The sequence below is a fragment of the Ereboglobus sp. PH5-10 genome, assembly GCF_029504735.1.
GTDB lineage: Bacteria > Verrucomicrobiota > Verrucomicrobiia > Opitutales > Opitutaceae > Ereboglobus.
The window spans coordinates 12,642-31,826 of sequence record NZ_JAQFIP010000023.1; the positions used below are offsets into that span (position 1 = coordinate 12,642).

The 19,185-nt window shown below is 63.7% G+C and carries 7 protein-coding genes; 2 read left to right on the forward strand and 5 right to left on the reverse strand.

Features of this window, described 5'->3' with window-relative positions:
• Window positions 1-66: 66 nt before the first annotated feature.
• The 4 genes from dxr to M2447_RS12780 form a co-directional block, all read right to left on the reverse strand.
• Window positions 67-1,290, reverse strand: coding sequence for a 1-deoxy-D-xylulose-5-phosphate reductoisomerase (dxr, locus tag M2447_RS12765; RefSeq protein WP_277558912.1), 1,224 nt, complete (start codon window positions 1,288-1,290; stop codon window positions 67-69).
• Between the two features lie 64 nt (window positions 1,291-1,354).
• The gene (locus tag M2447_RS12770; protein ID WP_236918992.1) at window positions 1,355-2,188 is read right to left on the reverse strand and encodes a CDP-archaeol synthase; all 834 of its coding nucleotides are present in this window, start codon (window positions 2,186-2,188) and stop codon (window positions 1,355-1,357) included.
• Between the two features lie 66 nt (window positions 2,189-2,254).
• Window positions 2,255-2,650, reverse strand: a complete 396-nt coding sequence (locus tag M2447_RS12775; protein ID WP_338031081.1) for a four helix bundle protein — start codon at window positions 2,648-2,650, stop codon at window positions 2,255-2,257.
• On the reverse strand, window positions 2,647-3,414 hold the full coding sequence (locus tag M2447_RS12780; protein ID WP_277558913.1) for an isoprenyl transferase: 768 nt from the start codon (window positions 3,412-3,414) through the stop codon (window positions 2,647-2,649). The genes M2447_RS12775 and M2447_RS12780 overlap by 4 nt, the downstream gene beginning before the upstream one ends.
• A gap of 197 nt (window positions 3,415-3,611) precedes the next feature.
• Here M2447_RS12780 and M2447_RS12785 point away from each other — a divergent pair, with 197 nt between their 5' ends.
• Entirely contained in the window at window positions 3,612-4,160 is a 549-nt protein-coding gene (locus M2447_RS12785; RefSeq protein ID WP_277558914.1) for an adenylyltransferase/cytidyltransferase family protein, read from the forward strand.
• A gap of 58 nt (window positions 4,161-4,218) precedes the next feature.
• On the opposite strand, the gene M2447_RS12790 is transcribed toward M2447_RS12785, so the two are convergent.
• Window positions 4,219-4,758 carry a methylated-DNA--[protein]-cysteine S-methyltransferase gene (locus tag M2447_RS12790; protein WP_277558915.1) on the reverse strand — a complete coding sequence of 180 codons (540 nt, stop codon included), beginning with the start codon at window positions 4,756-4,758 and terminating at the stop codon, window positions 4,219-4,221.
• A gap of 648 nt (window positions 4,759-5,406) precedes the next feature.
• On the opposite strand from M2447_RS12790, the gene M2447_RS12795 reads away from it, so the two are divergent.
• A partial coding sequence (locus M2447_RS12795) for an autotransporter-associated beta strand repeat-containing protein (protein WP_277558916.1) occupies window positions 5,407-19,185 on the forward strand: 13,779 nt, incomplete at its 3' end.

Consider the following 19,185-nt stretch of genomic DNA (forward strand, 5'->3'; position numbering starts at 1 on the left):
GATTTACTGTGAATGCGAAAGCGGCGTCGCCGGGCTTCGCCCTCTGCCGCCGCACTCCAAAGAGGCTTACAGGAATGTTTCCGCCACGCGGCGGGCCTCGGCGTCGAGGGCGAGGACGGTGTCGAGTGTGGCGGGGTCGCGCGCGGCCTCGGCGGCGAGGGCGGCGAGTGTTTTTTCAACGGTGCGCGGAATGCCGGGGAAGGGGAGTTTGTTTTCGAGAAAGGCGGCGACGGCGATTTCGTTCGCGGCGTTGTAGATCGCGGGGGCGGAGCCGCCGGTGCGCATGGTTTGCCTGGCGAGGGCGAGCATGGGGAAGCGCGTTTCGTCAACGGGTCGGAATTCGAGCGCGAGCAGGCGGTCGAGGTCGAGCGCGCCTTCGGTGCCGGCGGCGCTGCGCGCGGGGTGGAGCAGGGCGTGCTGGATGGGGAACGTCATCGATGGCGGGCAGAGTTGCGCGAGCATGGCGCCGTCGGTGAACTCGACGAGCGCGTGCACGATGCTTTGCGGATGGAGCACCGCGGCGCATTGCTCGGGACGCAGGCCGAAGAGGATTTGGGCCTCGATGAGCTCGAGCCCTTTGTTGGCGAGCGTGGCGCAATCGACGGTGATCTTCGGGCCCATCGCCCAATTCGGATGCCGGAGCGCGTCGGCGGGCGTGGCGGTCGCGAGGCGCTCGGCGGACCAGTCGCGAAACGCGCCGCCGCTCGCGGTGAGCGTGACGCGGCGCACGGCGGCGTCGGCGGGGCGTCCGGCGAGGCATTGGAAAACGGCGTTGTGCTCGCTGTCCACGGGGATGAGTTGCGCGTTGTGGTGGCGGGCCGCGTCCATCACGAACTTGCCGGCGAGCACGAGGATTTCCTTGCTCGCGAGCGCGAGTGTCTTGCCGGCCTCAATCGCGGCGAGCGCGGGATGGAGCCCCTGCGTGCCGACGACGGCGACGAGCACGGTGTCGGCCTCGGGAAGTTGCGCGAGCGAGAGCAAGCCCTCCACGCCGGGGGCGTGAAGGGTGATTTTGGATTTTGGATTTGGGATTTTGGATTGAAAGGCAGAGCGCGCCTTTTCGTCGAAGAGGGCGACGTGGGGGACGCGGAATTTTTCCACGATGCCGGCGAGCTTTTCCCAATTCGAATGCGCGGCGACGGCGACGAGCTCAAGCTGGTCGGGATGCGCGGCGATGACGCGCAGCGTGTTTTCACCAATGGAGCCGGTCGCGCCGAGCAACGCCACGCGCCTGCGGCGCGTGGCTAATGAAGAATGAGGAATGGAGAATGAAGAATGGTCGGAGGACATTCGTTATGGAGAATTTTCAGGAGAGCGTATGCGTCATTACATTCTACATTATTCATTACACATTCTACATTAGGCGCAGCAGCCAGAAGGCCGCGGGCGCCGTGAGAATGAGGCTGTCGGTCATGTCGAACATGCCGCCGATGCCGGGGGCCAGTTTGCCGGAGTCCTTGATGTCGGCGCGGCGTTTGATGATGGATTCGACGAGGTCGCCGATCACGCCGAGCACGGCGAGCGGCAGGGCGACGAGCGCGGCGAAAAGCGGCGTGAAACCCGCGGGCAGCCAGCGCGCGAAGAGCCACGCAAAGAGCGCGCTGATGAGCGCCGAGGTGATGACGCCGCCGACCACGCCCTCCCATGTTTTTTTCGGGCTGATGACGGGTGTCATCTTATGCTTGCCGCAGGCCATGCCGGTGAGGAGCGCGCCGGTGTCGCAAAGTTTGGTGACGATCACGACCCACACAAAAAACAGCACGCCGGCCGAGGCGCTGGGCGCGGTGTATTGCCCGATGATGCGCACGAAATAACCGAGCATGAGCGGCACGTAAACGAGCGCGAAAATCGTCGAGGAAAGCGTTTCCGTGCGAGTGGCCGGATCGCGTTCGCCGAGTATGCGGATGGCGGTGCCGAGCACGCCGACGACAAGCAGGTCTGTCGCGGTGAAATTCCATTGGGGGAAATAATAGGGCACGATGATCATCAGCCCCGCGACGACCATGCTCATGATCTGAAACGGATGATGGCCGATGGCGCGCGTGAGTTTGTTGAACTCGTAAATGGAAACAACGGCCATGAGCGCGACCATCCAAACAGCGGCGTGCGCGCCGACAAAATAGAGCAATGAAATGATCGCCGCCCAAAGCGTGAGCGTGGAAAAAGTTCGTTTAAGAATGACGGGCATGGGAGGGAAAGAGTGAAGAGTGAAAAATGAAGGGTGAAAAAGGAACCGGGTGGAGGTGATTTGGGATTATTTAGGAAGGGAGGCGCGGCATTTTTTGATAATGGTGGTGAGGATGGCGATGAGCTGGTTTGCTTCGTCGGTGATATCGTGAAGGCGGTCGGATTGAAGAATGCCGGCCGCCTCCAGCAGGCGCAACCAATAGCGCGTTTCCCGAGCCTCCTTGCAGGCGATGGAGAGTTTGGCGATGTAGTCGGGTTTGCTCTGACTGCTTTGCGCTTCCTCCACGTTGGCGCCAACCGAGGTGCCGGAGCGGAAAAGCTGGCTGGAAAGCAAACGCGCTTCGTTAGTCGCGGCCCGGTCTGAAAGTGTGCGGCAAAGATTCACAATGCGCACCGCGAACAAAAAGGTGCGTTCACAAATGTCGTGCGGCATCCCGCCAGCTTCTTTTTTTTCACCCTTCATTTTTCACTCTTCTCTCTTCCGGCGACTTGCTCGCCGGTTTGTCCGAAGCGGCGTTCGCGCTTGGCGTATTCGGCGAGGCAGGCGAGGAGTTCGGCCTTGCCGAAGTCGGGCCAGAGCACGGGCGTGAAAATGAACTCGGCGTAGGCGCTTTGCATGAGGAGGAAATTGCTGACGCGCGTCTCGCCGGAGGTGCGGATGACGAGGTCGGGATCGGGGATGCCGGCGGTGTAGAGGTGGCGCGCGAAGGCGTCCCAGGAGACGTCGTCGGGATTTTCTTTTCCGGCGGCGACGGCCCTTGCGTAGGCGGCGACGGCATCGGCGATTTCAGTGCGCGAGCCGTAGTTGAGCGCGAGGATGAGCGCGCGGTCCTTGTGGTGCGCGGTGGCCTTGATTGTGGCGGCGAGCTCCTTGCGCACGGAGGGCGGGAGCGCGTCGGTGCGGCCGATGGTGTGGAGCGAGATTTTGTTTTTCTGGAGGGTTTTGAGCTCCTGCTTGAGGAAATAATTGAGCAGGCGCATGAGGCCGCCGACCTCGTCCTGCGGGCGCTTCCAGTTTTCGACGGAGAAGGCGTAGAGCGTGAGGTATTTCACGCCGGCCTCGAACGCGGCGGTAAGTGTGGAGCGGACGGCCTTGGCGCCGCGACGGTGCCCTTCGAGCCGCGGAAGGCCGCGCTGTTTCGCCCAGCGACCGTTGCCGTCCATGATGATTGCGACGTGCGTTGGCAGCGTCGCGGGCGGCGTGGGTTGTTTGTTTGCGGGCGGCATTTTGGAAAACTGCGATTTAGGTGCGCGGCGCGGCGCGAGGCAAGAGTTTGTCTGAGTGTTTTCCCCAAATGAGAAACACGGGGCGCGGCGGATTGGAAATCCCGGGTTGATTTGCCCCCGCCTGTTGCCACAACATGCAACCGTCCGCCGCCTCCGCCATTTTTACGTATCAAAAAATTGAATACAAATTGAACAGCATGAACAACGTATTTGAGCCCAGAATCCTCACGCCCGAACAAATTCGCGCCGAGCGCGACCGGTTGCACGCGGCGGGAAGGAAGCTCGTTTTCACCAACGGCTGTTTCGACATTCTTCACCGCGGCCACGTCACCTACATGAACTTTGCGCGAGCGCAGGGCGACGCGCTTTGCGTCGGGCTCAACAGCGACGCCTCCGTGCGCCGGGGCAAGGGGCCAGACCGCCCGATCAACTCGCAGGAGGATCGCGCCTATGTGCTCGGCTCGCTCCGCCCGGTTGATTACGTCGTGTTTTTCGACGAGGACGAACCGCGGGATCTCATCGCAAAAATCATCCCGCACGTGCTCGTGAAGGGGCGCGATTGGGCGCACTATGTGAGCGGTCGCGACATCGTCGAGGCCAACGGCGGCAAGGTCGTGCTCGCCGACATGGTCGCGGGGCGCTCAACCACGGGCACCATTGAGCGCGTGCTCGCCGTTTACGGCGGCAAGGAAAACATCGATGTGAAAAGCGCCGGCACCGCGGCGGGCAAAACGGGTTCGGCGTGACTTTTCACATGAGGGGACGTCACAAGCGACGCCCCCGCGCGCGCATAAAATTTGCGGCTTAAAGGGCCGTGCCTTTTTTGGGCGTGAATAACGCGGTCATGTTCACGCCCTCGAGTTCGAGCAGCTTGATTTTTTTCCCAATGCCGCCGGCGTAACCGGTCAGGCTGCCATTTGCGCCGACGACCCGGTGGCAGGGGATGATGATGGAGATGGGGTTGCGCCCCACCGCCCCGCCGACGGCCTGGCTGGACATGCCCGGCTTGCCCATTCGTCGCGCCAGTTTTTTGACGATGTCGCCGTAGGTGATGACTTGACCATACGGGATATCGCGGAGGATTTTCCACACCGCCTGGCGGAACTCACCGCCTTCGGGCGCCAGGGGCAGTTCGGCGATTTCCGGCTTTTTGCCTTTGAAGTAGCGGTCGAGCCATTTTCGAGCGGCCTTGAACACCGGCAGTCCTGGATTTTCGCTCATGTTTTGGCTCGCGGTGGAGGCGAAGTATTTTTGTCCGGCCATCCAGAGGCCGGTGATGTTTTTGCCGTCGCTCGCCAGCAGAAGCGGGCCGACGGGCGATTCGTAGCGGGTTGAGCTGGACATGATTTTTCTTTTTTAGGGTTGCTTACAAAGAGTTTCACAAGCTGACCGTCGCGTCGCCCCGGCGCGGCCGCCAGTTTTGACAGGATTTGCATGTGCGTGCGTGCATGATGGAGCTTTTTTTGTGAGTGTTATGACAGCGTTCTCTTAGCAGTTTTCTCGAAATATGCCCGACATTTTCGGTCATGCGCGAGGTTTTGGCGCCATTCAAAGTGGTGTCGGCGAATTCAAGGAGACAGGGAGCCGCGTGCGGCGAAGCAAGCCGCCGGATGCGACAAGAGCGAGCCCTGTTTAAAAGAGAAAGCGCTGGGCGCGAAATGTGTGCAACTCGTCCGGCAGCCTGCGATGTCAGCGGTTTTCAGGTTGAAGGCGAACGGGGGGAATCGTGTTTCGGCTGTGACGCAATTCGGCATAATTAAAGTTGAGTGTATTGCAAAAAAGTGGCTATTATTTGTAATAATTTTATAAATACATGATATTTAGTTACATAACTTCTTCAACATTAAGGAGAAGTGTTGTTTTTGGTTCACGTTCAGAAGAATGATTAAAACTCAGCAATTACAGTCTTTTCGTTTGGTTCACCAGTTTGCGTTTTTTTTGGCGTTTGTAGCTGGCCTGTGTTCGGTTCCGCAACTTCTGCAGGCGCAATCCATGTGGCAGAAAACGGGCAACGGCACTTGGGCCACTGCGGCCAATTGGAGCAACGGCGTGCCAAACGCCGTCGACGCGACCGCCATCATCAGCAACGACCTCTCGTCGGGCAATCATACCATCTCCATTGCCAACCCCGGCGTCACCGTTGGCGCGCTCAGCATCGAGGGCAATGATTCCGCGGCTTCCACGATAACGATTCAGACCTCGACGCTTAGCTTTGCGGCGACGGGAGGGCAAAACGCCGTCCTTAATTACCAAGGCAGCAATTACGTCACCATCAGCAGCGTGGTTAATTTGCTCAGCGACCTCTCCATTCAGGCGGGCACCGATCCGCTCTTGCCTGCCTTTGCGAGCAGGCTGACGATTTCCGGGCGCATCGACGGCAACGGCCACGCCATCAACGTCAACGCCGGGCACGCGCCCGCCATCACCACCATTAGCGGCGCGATCACCGGCGCCGGCACGCAGCTCATCAAGACCGGCGGCGGCGCGCTGGTGCTTTCCAATTCGAACAATACCTTTTCCGGTGGCTTGGATGTTTCCGCCGGCACCGTGCGCACCACCATAGCCAACAATGTCGGCGCGGGCACGATTCTTGGCGGCGGGGTTGCCGCGTCCGGGGCAAATTATCTCGGCCTTGGCGACATCCGGATCGCCAACACCGGCGTCTCGCTCACGATCAACACCACCGGGGCGAACGCCAATCAGCACGTCACCCTCGCGGGCGGCCTCATCACGCTCGACAAGGGCGGCAGCCTCATCATCACGGAAAACGACTATCGCAAGGCATTCCGGTTTGTCCTCAACTCCGGCACGATCAGCGGCGGTTCGGACGCGGGGGCTCGCGGCGTGCTGGCGCTCAACGGCGCCGACTTTGTTTACAACGCCGACGGTTCCGGCGGCAGCGCCTTCATTGACGCGCCGACGCTTGTTCTCAACACCGGGCAAAACACCACGGCCATGAGTGTGACGCTCAACAACACCGTCATGCAATCCGGCCTCGGCCTCGTGCGCAAAACCGGCACCAACGCCCTCACTTTTACCGCCGGCGACACCGGCACGTTTGTCGCGGACGAGTTTGTGATCGAGTCCGCCCGTGGCGTCATCGCGCTCAACCAGACCGCGTTCGACTTGGCAAACGGACTCACCTTCGCGGGCTCCAACGGCATCTTCACGAACCAACTGGCGACCGCGACCGGGGGGCAGGTTTCCCTCGGCCTCGCCGACCAGTTGGGCTCCTCCTCGCTGAACATCGGCGCGGGCGTCATCACCAATGTGCTGCTCAACGGCCACGACCAAAACTTTTCGAGCATCAACCTCGGCGATGCCGCGCGCCTCGGCCTTTGGTTCGACTCCGCCACGCCGTCCACGCTGGGCATAAACAGCATCGTCTTCGCCGGAAGCGACGGCGCCAATCCGTTTGCTGAAAATTTCCTCTCCGTCTACAACTGGACGGGCAATCCCGCCAGCCATCTGAGTGACGGCGCGGTCGTGTCCGGCGGGCACGCGGTCACCGCCGCCGGCGGCGTGGATTTGTCGAAAATCTGGTTTCGCGGTTACGCGCCCGGCGCGGTGGACTTGGGCGGCGGCGTGCTTGCGCCGGTGGACTTTCTCACCACCACGCTCACGGGCGGGGGCAACTGGTTTGATTTCGCCCGCTGGACCCTGGACATTCCTGACCGCGCGGGCACCACGGTCATCGCGCCCCAATTCGGCACCGAAGCCTCCGTCAATTTGCAGGGCCGGGCCGTCACCTTGGGGCACTTGGAGACCAGCCATCTGGGGAGCAGTCACAGTCGCACGCTGACGTTTACCTCGGGCACTGTTATTTTTGACAGCGGTCTCATGGTTGGCGGCACCAAAATGGCATCCACGATCAGCGGCACGGGCGGGGTGCGAATCGCAAGCGCGATTGTGTTGGAAAACGACCTCGTCGTCACCGCGACCGGCGTGGTTTACGCAAACGGCGATGTTTTATACGGGGCGGCGTTGGGGGGCGCGTTGTCCGGCACGGGTAACATCATCGCCGAGGGGCATTTGGTGCTGTATGGAGGCTCGGGTTACGCGCCCACTTACACGGGCACTATCCATGCCCACAAGAGAATGATGCTGGGCGCTTACAACCACACCACGACCGGTCAGTTGTTTTACTGGGGCGGCGCGCTTGTCATGCACGAGGGATCGAGCCTGGGTTTGGGTTACCATAACAATGTCGGACTGAACACCCGCCTCATCATCGACGGCGATTTTTCCATGACCGCCGTTTACCTGAATTATGACGGCGACGTGGAGCTGACCGCCGACCGCGTGATCAGCACCAGCGGGAACGGCCAAAGGCATACTTTTCCGGATGTTGGTTTCGGCCCGGACTTGAACCTGACCGGCGCCGGGGCGTTGACGTTGAACGCCGCAAACACACTGGTCATGAACAGCGGCTCCAACGTGTTTTCCGGCGGCTTTACCAAGTCCGGCGGGGGCACGGTGCGCGCGGATCTGCACAGCGATCTTGTCATGGGCGCCCTTGACGCGGGGCACAACTACTACGGCAGCGGCAGCGTCACGGTTGCCTCCGGTAATTTGTTCGTGGCCAACAATGGCTACGATTCCTACCTGCGCGGCCTCGTCACCACGACCGGCGGCAACTTGATGTTCATTGGCGACGGCTCCACCGTCGTCAGCGGCACCGTGCTCATGGGGAACGGACGCAGCTTCACCGGCACCGGCGGCGGCGCCATCGAGTTCACCGACACGTCGGTTTGGCAGGCAACGGGCGCGAGCGGCGCGAACCTGATTTTTGGCGGGGACCTGACTGTGAACACGGCGTTTGCCGGCACCGGCGCCACGCAGCTTTACGCGCGGCCCAATCCCGGCGCGGAAATCCACATCACCTCGACGATGAGCGGCGGCATCACGAATGTCGGCACATTTTACAAGCAAAGCGCGGGCGAGGCGTATCTCCACACCCCCGTGCACCTCGGCGCGCTCAACATCCAGGCGGGCAATCTCATCATCGGCGGGCACGATTATATGCTGCCGCGCACGGGCACCGTTGCGCCCAATCTCGCCATGAGCGGCGGCTTGCTCACGCTGGCGGGCGGCTCGGCGGGCTCGCCAAACGTGACCACGCTCAACAGCCTCACCCTCACCGGCAACGCCGGGCTTTTCCTCAACGAGCACGCGTCCCTGTTGTTCAAGGGCGGCCTCACCTGGTCGGGCACCGGCTTCCAGCTTTCACTCACCAACGACAGCGGCATTTGGTCGACGAGCGGCGCCCCGGGTGACTACGACACCTATGTTTATTTCACCGGCACCGCGGGATTTTCCGGGGCCAATGCCTGGCGGCTCGACCGGGTGAGCTTCACCGGCTACGAGACGGGCGCGGAATTGGTTCAGGTGAGCGGCAGCAACCTCTGGTTTCTCGCGCCCACCGGCGCCGCGCTCAACGAATGGGTGGGCGCGCGCGGCACCGGCATCGACACCGACCGGCTGTGGAGCTCCGCGGTCAACTGGGTCGGCGGCGTGCCGAACGCCGCGGGCCGCACCGCCGTGGTGCGCGACGCCGACGGCCTGCTCAATGGCAACCGCATCCTTGTTGACGGCGCGTTTACCGTGGGGCAACTGCTGCTGGAAAGCTCCGGCGGGCAGGTCTTCACCGTCGGCGGCGCCAACGGCGGCGTGCTTGTGTTCGACAACGGCGCCGACAACGCCGTCCTGGCCAACTCCGGCAACCACGTCCTCACCCTTGACGCGGACATGCGCCTCGATGGCGGCCTCGATTTCCGGCACACCAGCCCGAACACGCTTTACTTCAACAGCCGCGTCTCCGGCAGCGGCGGCATCGTTTACAGCAGCAACACCCTGATGTTTGTCGGCACGACGGACGCCAGCGGCACGAGCGCCAGCGATTTCACGGGCGGCTTTCGCATTGTCGGCAGCACCGCCACCACCACTGGCGCGGCGGGCCTGCCGGTGGTGCGGATCACCGCCGACGGCTCGCTGTTCGGCAGCGGCAGCCACAACGGCATCGACGCGGCGGGCAGCATCCAGGCGCTGACGATCGGCGACGGCACGCCCGGACGCTGGTATTACGTTGGGCTTGATACCGCGAATGCGGTGCGCGTGGTTGACGCCTCCCTGCGCATCGCGGGCAATTGGAATTTCGGCATCGGCAGCAACAACACCGGCGTGCTCACCTTCCGCAGCGCCGATCCCGGCTATGTGGAATCCGGCACATGGACGCTGCAGGGCAGCTACAACAGCGCCGTGTTGAACATCGAGCAGGATTTGCAGGGCCTCGGCGGACTGCGCATGAGCCTTTATGGCATGAGGGTGAACTTTTACGGCAACAACACGTTCGCCGGCGATGTTATCCTCGGTCACTATAATGGCATGAGCACCGGCGTCGGCTCCGACAGCGCGCTGGGGCAGGGGGTGGTGCGGCTGGTGGCCGCCCACCGACTCGACGCACTGGGAGGCACCCGCACAATCAGCAACGAATTTGAGTTTAACAGCACCCAAACAAGTGAATTTATCAATGGCTCCTTTATCCTGAACCACAGCGGCACCAGCACGCTCGCGCGGGACACTTCCGTCTCCGGTAATGTGGTTGTGTCCACCGGGCATGTTTTCTCCGGGCCGGGCAGTTTGGTGGTTGGCGGCGCATGGCTGCTGGAAGGCGCGCATGAATACGGCGGCAACACTTCCATCAATCGTGGATCGACGCTGTCCATCGGCGACGCGCAATCCATCAGCAGCGGCACGCTGTTTTTTATCGCGTCCAACGAACCCCAAAAAACTTCCACGCTGGCCTCGTGGGGCGGCCCCGTCACCCTGGCCAACACGGTGGTGTTTAGTCATTACAACATCGGGCTGAACGGCGCGGCGGGCGCGCTGACCCTGTCGCAGACCAGCGCCCTGCCGGTTACATTGGTCAACAACACAAACTTCACGGTTACCGGCAGCGTTGTGTTCGGGGAAAACCTCCGGCTCACCGGCGCCTACGGCATCAACAAAACCGGCGCGGGCGTGTTGACTCTCAACAATAACAACAACGATTACACCGGCGACACAACCATCACGAACGGCACGCTGCGAGTGAACGCCGGCGGCGACATCGCGCTCGGCGGCGCCACGGCGGCGGGCGAGCACTACCTGGGCATGGGCCATGTGAAATTCGCCAGCGGCAACGTCGCGCGCATGCTCGAACTGGTTGTCGGCGGCACGGCGGTGGATATTTACGGCAACCTCGCCCTCAACGGGAACAGCGCTGTGAACACCGCGAGCATCAACATCACCGACACCGCCGGCGCGATCAGCGGCGCGAGCATCGGGACCAACCTCGTCGTTGACACCGACTCCACCGTCAGCGGCAACGCCCACGGCTACCTGCGCACCGCCGGCGATGTCATCAAGACCGGCACGGCCACGCTGCACTGGACCGGCGGCAATATCGTCACGCCCAACTTCGTTTTGAGGGAGGGCGCGCTCGACCTTGGCAACGTGAACAGCACGCGCACGGGCCTGGGCAGCTTCACGCTCGGCGGCGCCGCGCTCAACGTCAGCGGCAGCCAGACCTTCGCGGGCACGCTCTTCAATCTCGCCGGTTCCGGCACCATCAACATGAACGGCGCGTCCGGTTCCTCGCTGCTCACCTTTGCGGACTTGGGCTCATGGGACGGCACGCTCGACATCATCAACTGGAACGGCGACAGCACCTACGGCGGGGGCCTCACCCAAGTGCGCTTCGCCAACGACGTGCTCACCGCCTTCGACCACGCGAAACTCGCCACGATCAGTTTTTACAGCAGCGGAGTCATCACCTACGCGCCCGGCGCCAAGGTTCTCAAAAACACCCAGCTCTATTACGAACTCATCCCGACCGGCGTGAGCGCCATTTGGAACGGCAACGCCTCCCTCAACAACTGGAGCAGTGTCGGCAACTGGGAGACAAATGTGGCGCCCAACGGCCCCGGCTCGGTGGCGGTCTTCTCGACCACGCTGCAACTCAACGGCACCCCGGTGAACATCGACGTCGCAAACCTCACCCTCGGCGGCCTCACGTTCATGAACAACACCGGCGAAAACTATTCGCTCGGAGGGCTGGCGTTCACTTTCGAGCAAATGGACCCCGATGAGGTCGCAAACCTGACGCTGCAAAACAACAACTCCGTCACCATCGCCAACGCCGGCGTTGCCCTGCTCAACCGTCTCGTCGTGAGCACGGTCGGCACAGGCACGCTCACAATCAACGCGCCCGTCATCGGCGCGCAAGGCATGATCAAAAGCGGCGCGGGCGAGCTGGTTTTGGCCGGTAACACCAACGACTTTTCGGGCGGCGTCACCCTGCTCGACGGCACGCTGACCGCGGCCGCCAGCTCGCTCGCGTCCTCCGGCACGCTCACATTCAGCCCGCTGGGCACCGGCACGCTCACCGTGGCCGGCACGCTCGCCCCGACGCTCGCCTTCGCGCTCAACGGCGCGCAGACAATCGACAACGCCATCGACCTCGCCACCCAGCTCGACGGCACCGACGCGGTGGACATCACGCTCAAGCTCGCCGCCGCCGCCGGAAACAAAACGACGCTGACCAGCGGCATCACGCAGAGCGGTTCCGGCGCGGGCTCCCTTGAAAAAACCGGCGCGGGCGAGCTCGTCCTCGCGGCCGCCAGCGCGCACACCGGCACGACCACCGTGAGCGCGGGCACGCTCTCATTCACCGCCGCCAACGCCATCGCCAGCGGCACGGCGGTCGTCGTCAACGCGGCTCTCTTCACCGGCGACATCGAGCAGACGCTCGTCAATCTCTCCGGCACCGGCCACATCATCGCCGGCGCCGACGGCAACAACCTCACCGGCCACGTCATCGCGCTCAACACCGAGTCCACGACCTACTCCGGCAGCATCACCGGCGACGGCGCGCTCACGAAGACCGGCACCGGCGCGCTCACGCTCTCGGGCACAAACACGCACACTGGCATGACCACCGTCAACGGCGGCGCGCTCGCCGTCACCGGCTGGACCGGCAGCGCCTCGGCCATCCACATCGGCAACACCGCCGGCACGAGCGGCACGGTCAACGTCAGCGGATATTTCGGAAGCGTCGGCAACCTGTATGCCGGCAACTCCGGCACCGGCTTCATGACGATCACCGACAGCGGCACCGTTCAAAACGCCCACGGTTACATCGGCAACAATTCCTCCCGCCTCGGAGTCGTGACGGTGACCGACTCCGGCGTTTGGCAAAACACCGGCAACCTGTATGTCGGCAACTCGGGCACCGGTTTCCTGCGCATTGAAGGCAACGGCACTGTTCAAAACACCACTGCCTACATTGGCTACAACACCTCCAGCTCCGGCAGCGTGACGGTGACCGGCTCCGGCTTTTGGCTCAATACCGCCAACCTGCATGTCGGCAATTCCGGCAAAGGTTTCCTGACCATTGAGGGCAGCGGCTCCGTGCAAAGCTCCGAGGCCAATATCGGCACCAGCGCCAACAGCACCGGCAGCGTGACGGTGACAGGCTCCGGCTTGTGGGATAATACGAGTGGTCTCGGACGCATGCATGTTTACAGGGGCAGCCTGACCATTTCGGAGAAAGGTGCCGTTAAAGCCGACACCATTCACATCGGCCCCAGTTCCGGCGGTCAGGGCAGCGTGACTGTCTGCGGTTCCGGCTCCTTGGTCGCCCGTTTCATTAGCCTGGCCTACACAAGTAACGGCAAAGGTTACCTGACCATTACGGACAACGGCTTCGTGTCGGGTGAGGCCTACATCAGCGATGCCACTGGCGGCTATGGCAGCGTGCTGATCGAAAAGTCCGGTCATTGGCAAACAAACCAGACGTATTACACCGGCAGATCCGGCACCGGGATTTTGACCATAACCGACAGCGGCTCCCTGACGGCGACCAGCGCCTTCACTGCCGGAAATAACAGCAACAGCCTCGGCGAAGTGACCGTCGGAGGCGCCGGTTTGTTGAGGGCCACCGGTGCCCTTACCCTTGGCAACTCCGGACGGGGAATCCTGACAATCGAGGACAACGCCACCGTCAATACGGGCTGGGTTAAGCTTGCCGAGTATAACGCCGCCTCCGGCGTCCTCAATCTCAACGGCGGCCTGTTGCGAACCGGGACGCTGATCAAGGGCAGCGGCACCGGCACGGTCTATTTTAACAGCGGCACGTTGCAGGCGACCAAGGGCGGCGCGTCGTTTATCTCCGGCTTCTCGGGAGCCAAGGGAAGCCTCGTCATTCAATCCGGCGGGGCGTTCATTGACAGCAAGGCGTTCAACATCGGTGTGGCCGGAAACAGCGGCTTCAGCGGCGTCGGCGCCCTGCACAAACTCGGCACCGGCACGCTGACCCTCGCCGGCACGGGCGCTTACACCGGCGGCACGGAAGTCGAGGCCGGCTCGCTCGTCCTCGCCACGTCATCCGCAACCACCAGCTCCCGGACGATCGGCACCGGCACGCTGGCCGTCCGCTCCGGCGCGGCGGCGTATGTCGCGCCGCCCTCCGCGGTGCCAAACTACACCTTCGACAACGACCTCGCCGGCGCCGGCCTGCTCGACGTGAACCTGTATGCGGCGACCAACACGCTCACGCTCACCGGCGACACCGGCGGCTTCACCGGCACGGCCAATTTCCGCAAGGCCACATACACCCTTTCCGGCGGCGCCTTCAACGCCGCGACACTCGTCAGCTCCGCCAATAGCACGATCATCGCCGGCACCGGCAGCAACCACACAGGCAACTTTGTCTTCAACGGCGGCAACGTGAACTTCGACCTCTCCGGCACCGGCAGCCGCGCCGCCGGATGGGTCGACACCGGCACACTGCAACTAAATTCAGGCAACGTGCGCGTGGATCTCGCCCAAGTGACCGGCAGTTCCGCGTTCCCGCTCCTGCAACAGGACGAGGGCGCCGTGCGGCAACTCATCGACGCGCAATCCCTCACCGGCTCCGTGTCGAACCTCAAGCTGAACGGCGGCGCGATTTCGCTCAGCTCGGTGATCTCCTCGATCCGCCAAAGCTCCGCGATCGCCGGCAACAACGGCGACGTCGCCACCGGCTACTACGCCGTCGCCATGACCTCGACCGGCGCCGCCGGCACCGGCACGGGCCTGTATCTCGGCAGCGTCCTCACGCGCCTCGACCTGCGCTCCGGCTACACCACGATTTTGGACGGCGACACGGACGGCGTCGCGGGCGGCGACGAGTTCCACGCGCAAATAACCGGCGCGGGCAACCTCGGGATTCAAGCCACCGGCACAATCACACTCAACGCCGCCAACACCCACACCGGCACGACCACGGTTTTCGACGGCGCGCTTCGACTCGGCATCGACGGCGCGCTCGGCAAAACCTCGCGCCTCGACATCCATTCCGGCGCGATCGCCGACATCAACGGCCGCGCCCAAACACTCGGCGCCTTCAGCGGCTCCGCCGGCTCGACGCTGCTCGTGAACGGCGGCACCGTCACCGGCAGCAACGCCTCCGTCTGGACAATCGACGGGCTGGTTGACGCCACCGCCGCCGCATCGGTGATCCAGGCCGCCGGCGCCGGCATGACCGCAAACATAAACTCCGGCACGCTCCTGCTCGCAAACAGCTCCACGCTCGCCCTCGGCTCCGGCGCGCTCACCATCGGCTCCGGCAACACCGGCGCCGCCGTCCTCGACATCAAGGACAGCCTCGCGCGCAACCAGCACGCCACCATCGGCGGCCCCGGCGGCAACGGCCGCGTGACGGTAAGCGGCACCGGCCTCTGGCTCAACACCGGCAACCTCGCCCTCAGCTCCGCAGGCGCCGGCGCGCTGGCCATCGGCGACTCCGGCTCGGTCGCCGTCGGCGGCACCTATTCGCAAGGCGCCAACTCCACCCTCGCGCTCGACGCCTCCGCGCGCGGCCTCAACGACGCCTTCATCATCGCTGGAAGCGCGACAGTCGGCGGCACGATCAGCGTGGACGGGTTTGGCGCGGACTCGGTTTTTTCGACGGCCGGCGCGGTGCTCGCCAGCGACCGGCAGGTTTTGATCAAGACGTCCGGCACGATCAGCGGCACATTCGCCAGCGCCACGCTCGACGGTTTCGACGCCGCTGACCTGCCCGATTATCTTTACGGCGGCATCTATAAAACCGCCGACGCGAAACAATATCTCGCCGGCGTGAACCTCTCCTGGCTCGGCGGCGAGACCGACGGCCATGGCAACTTCACCGTGGCGAGCGGCACGAGCTTCGACATGAACATTTCCCTCGCCGACCAAAACAACAGCCCCTACGCCAGCGGTTGGGGCGGACGCTCGCTGACCGTCACAGCCAGCAACAGCGGCACCCTCGTTCTCAGCGCGAGCAACAGCTTCACCGGTGACATTTATATTCGCAACGGCGTGCTCGCCGCCGCCACCGGCACGAACGCCGGCTGGGCGCTCGGTTCCGGCGCGAACACCGTTTATTACGACGGCGCCGCCGGTTCCGCCGCGCGTCTCGTTTTCGCTTCCGACGGCGCCATGACGCAGCGCCAGATCGTCTCGGCGGACTCCAGCGCCACGCTCGAGGCTGCGTCCGGCGCGGATCTCACTGTGACAACCGCCCCCCTCGGCTCCAACGGCGGCGCGGTTTATGTCAACGCCGGCGGCACCTTCGGCATCACCGGCGGCGTCACCTTCACGGGCAATCGCGGATCGAGTGTCAGCGCCAACGGCGCCGCCATCTACAACGCCGGCGAGCTCAGCGCCAACGGCGCGATCTTCGCCAGCAACACCGCAGCCGGTTATGCGGGGGCGATCTACAACACCGGCACCATGTCACTCGCATCGGGCACCCTCGCGGGCAATCATTCCGCGGTGCAAGGCGGGGCCGTTTACAACACCGGCACGATCCGCGGTTCCGGTCTTTTGTTCGCAAGCAACACCTCCGCCTCCAACGGCGGCGCCGTTTCCCAAGAAGGCGCCACGGCCGCGCTCAACCTGCAATCAAGCGTGTTCGACGGCAATTACGCCTCCTCCGGCGGCGCGATATGGAACGGTTCCCTCGCGCGCGTTGAAATCGCGAACTCGTCAACATTCTCCAACAACCGCGCCGCCCTTAACGGCGGGGCCGTTTACACCACGGGCGCTTTCACCGGCGGCGGCGTTGTGTTTGCCAGCAACACCTCGGCGGGCTTGGGCGGCGCCATTTATGCGCAGGCCGCCGACGCCGCGGTCACCCTGCGCTCGGGAACTTTTGCAAACAATTACGCGGCCTCCTCCGGCGGGGCGTTCCACGGCAACGGCGCCACCCTCACCGGCGTGGACCTCACCTTCGACGGCAATGTGTCCGGCTCCCACGGCGGCGCGATCCACAACAGCGGCGTCATCTCCGGCACCAATCTCGTCTTCACCAGCAACACCGCGCGTGCCGGTTCCGGCGGCGCCATTCACAACGTGTCATCAATGACCGTCGACATCACCACGGGAAGTTTTGCGAGCAACCGCGCGGGTGGTGGCGGCGGCGCGATTTACACGGCGGGCACGGTCGAGCTGAACGGCATTGTCACGTTCGCGGACAACCGCGCCGTCGCCGGTGGCGCCGTTGCCGTCGACGCCGGCGGGTATTTCACGAACACCGGCATGGTCAGGTTTCTCGACAACCGCTCGACCTCGACCGGCGGCGCGATTAGCGTCGGCGGCACCGTCAATATCGACGGCGCGCTCTTTGAACGCAATTATGCGGCGGCAGCCGGCGGCGCGATTGCCGCGACCGGCGGCGGGGCGATCCTTGTCAGCAACGCGCTCTTTGTTTCCAATTCGAGCAACGGCACCAACGGCGGCGCGATTACCCTGTCCAACAACAGCCGCGCAATCGTGATCAGCTCCACCTTCACCAACAATCGCGCCACAAAAAGCAGCGGCGCCATCGCCGCGTTTAGCGGGGGACGCGTTTCGATTGACGGCTCCCGTTTTGAGTCCAACTACGCGGGCACCTTTGGCGGCGTTTCCGAGAATTACCTGGGCACGCTCACGATCAACAACTCCGTGTTTGTCTCCAACAGCGCCGCCAGCAACGGCGGAGTCATCGCCAACTGCGGCACCATGGGCATCGTCGGCAGCGTCTTCACCGGCAACTACTCGGGCGGCGGCGGCGGCGCGCTCTCCAACTACGGCGCCGCCTACGTCAACACGCTCACCGATGTCATCTTCACCGGCAACACCGCCGCGGGCATGGGCGGGGCGATCTACAACCAGGGATTCGCCAACACCATCATCGCCGTCAGCTCCGGCTCGACTCTCGCCTACACCGGCAACACCGCGCGCGGCAACACCGCCGCGGCAACTGACAGCGCGGGCGGTTTCCTCTACGCCCATTCCGGCAGCGTCATCTTCGACATCGCCGGAGCCCTCGCCATCGGCGACGAAAACTCCATCGCCGCCGTGGCCGACGGCATCGCGTCGGCGAGCGGCACGATCGCGTTCACCAAAACCGGAGCCGGCACCCTCACGCTCTGGGCGAACAACACCTACACGGGCACGACATTCGTGAACGCCGGCCTGCTGAGCGTGCGCGGACGCGTCTCCAGCGCGCACACCCTCGTGGCCTCCGGCGCGACCCTGGGCGGCACCGGCACGGCGGCGGGCAACGTGACGATCCTCTCCCATGGCCATCTCTCACCCGGCGCGAGCCCGGGCCTGCTCACAATCCTGGGCAACCTCACCCTCAACGACAACGCGCAGCTCGACTGGGAACTCGGCGCGCGCACCGATCCCGGCCACATCTACCAAAGCGGGACGAACGACCTCGTGATCGTGGGGGGCAACGTGACGGCCTCGGGCACGAGCTACGTGAACATCACCACGAGCGCGACGCTGGCCAGGGGCGAGTATGACCTGATCAACTACGCCGGCACGCTCGCCGGGGACAAAACCAACTTCGCGATCGGAGTGATCGACGCGGCGGCCGACCAGAACCTGGCCAAATACCGCATCGTGACCAGCGAGACGAACTGGATCAAGCTGACCTACGACCTGGGCGGCTACGCGATCTGGGACGGGGACGAGCCCAGCCTGTGGAACGACGGGACCGCCAGCGGGGGAGACGGCACGTGGTATGCGCCGGGGCAGCACTCCGGCACGCACACCGCGTGGACGGGCACGGAAGGCAACCCCAACGGCGAGTGGGAGCAGGGCGGGTTCGCGATCTTCAAGGGAGCCGCGGGCACGGTCACCGTCGTCAACTCCGGCACCACCATCGAACTTTCCGGCGCGCAGTTCCGCACCGACGGCTACCTCATCACCGGCGGCACGCTCACGGCAAGCAACACCAACGCAAACATAGACCTGACGGTGGACGCGGGCGTGTCGGCCACAATAGCCTCCCAAATCACCGGCACGCACGGAGTGGTCATGGCCACCGGAGACGGCGCGGGGGAGGGCACGCTCGTCCTTTCCGGCTCAAACGACTACGAAGGTTCCACGCTTATCAAGACCGGCACGCTGGTGATGGCAAACGAGCACGCCATCAGCGTGAGCACCGCGACCGTCGCCGCCGGCGCGACCCTGCGCGTCGCCACCGGCAGCATGACCTGGAGCAACACCCTCGCCGGCGAAGGTCTCCTGCACATCGACCTAGCATCCGCTACTGACTCCTTCCTCCTGACTCCTGACTCCTTGAGCCAGTTCACCGGCACGGCCCTCTTCAACAACAGCACCTTCACGCTCAACAACAACGCGCTCGCCGGCGCCGATGTGATCCTCGGCGCGAACAACACAACCACCGTGGCCACCGGCACGCAGCAACTCGGC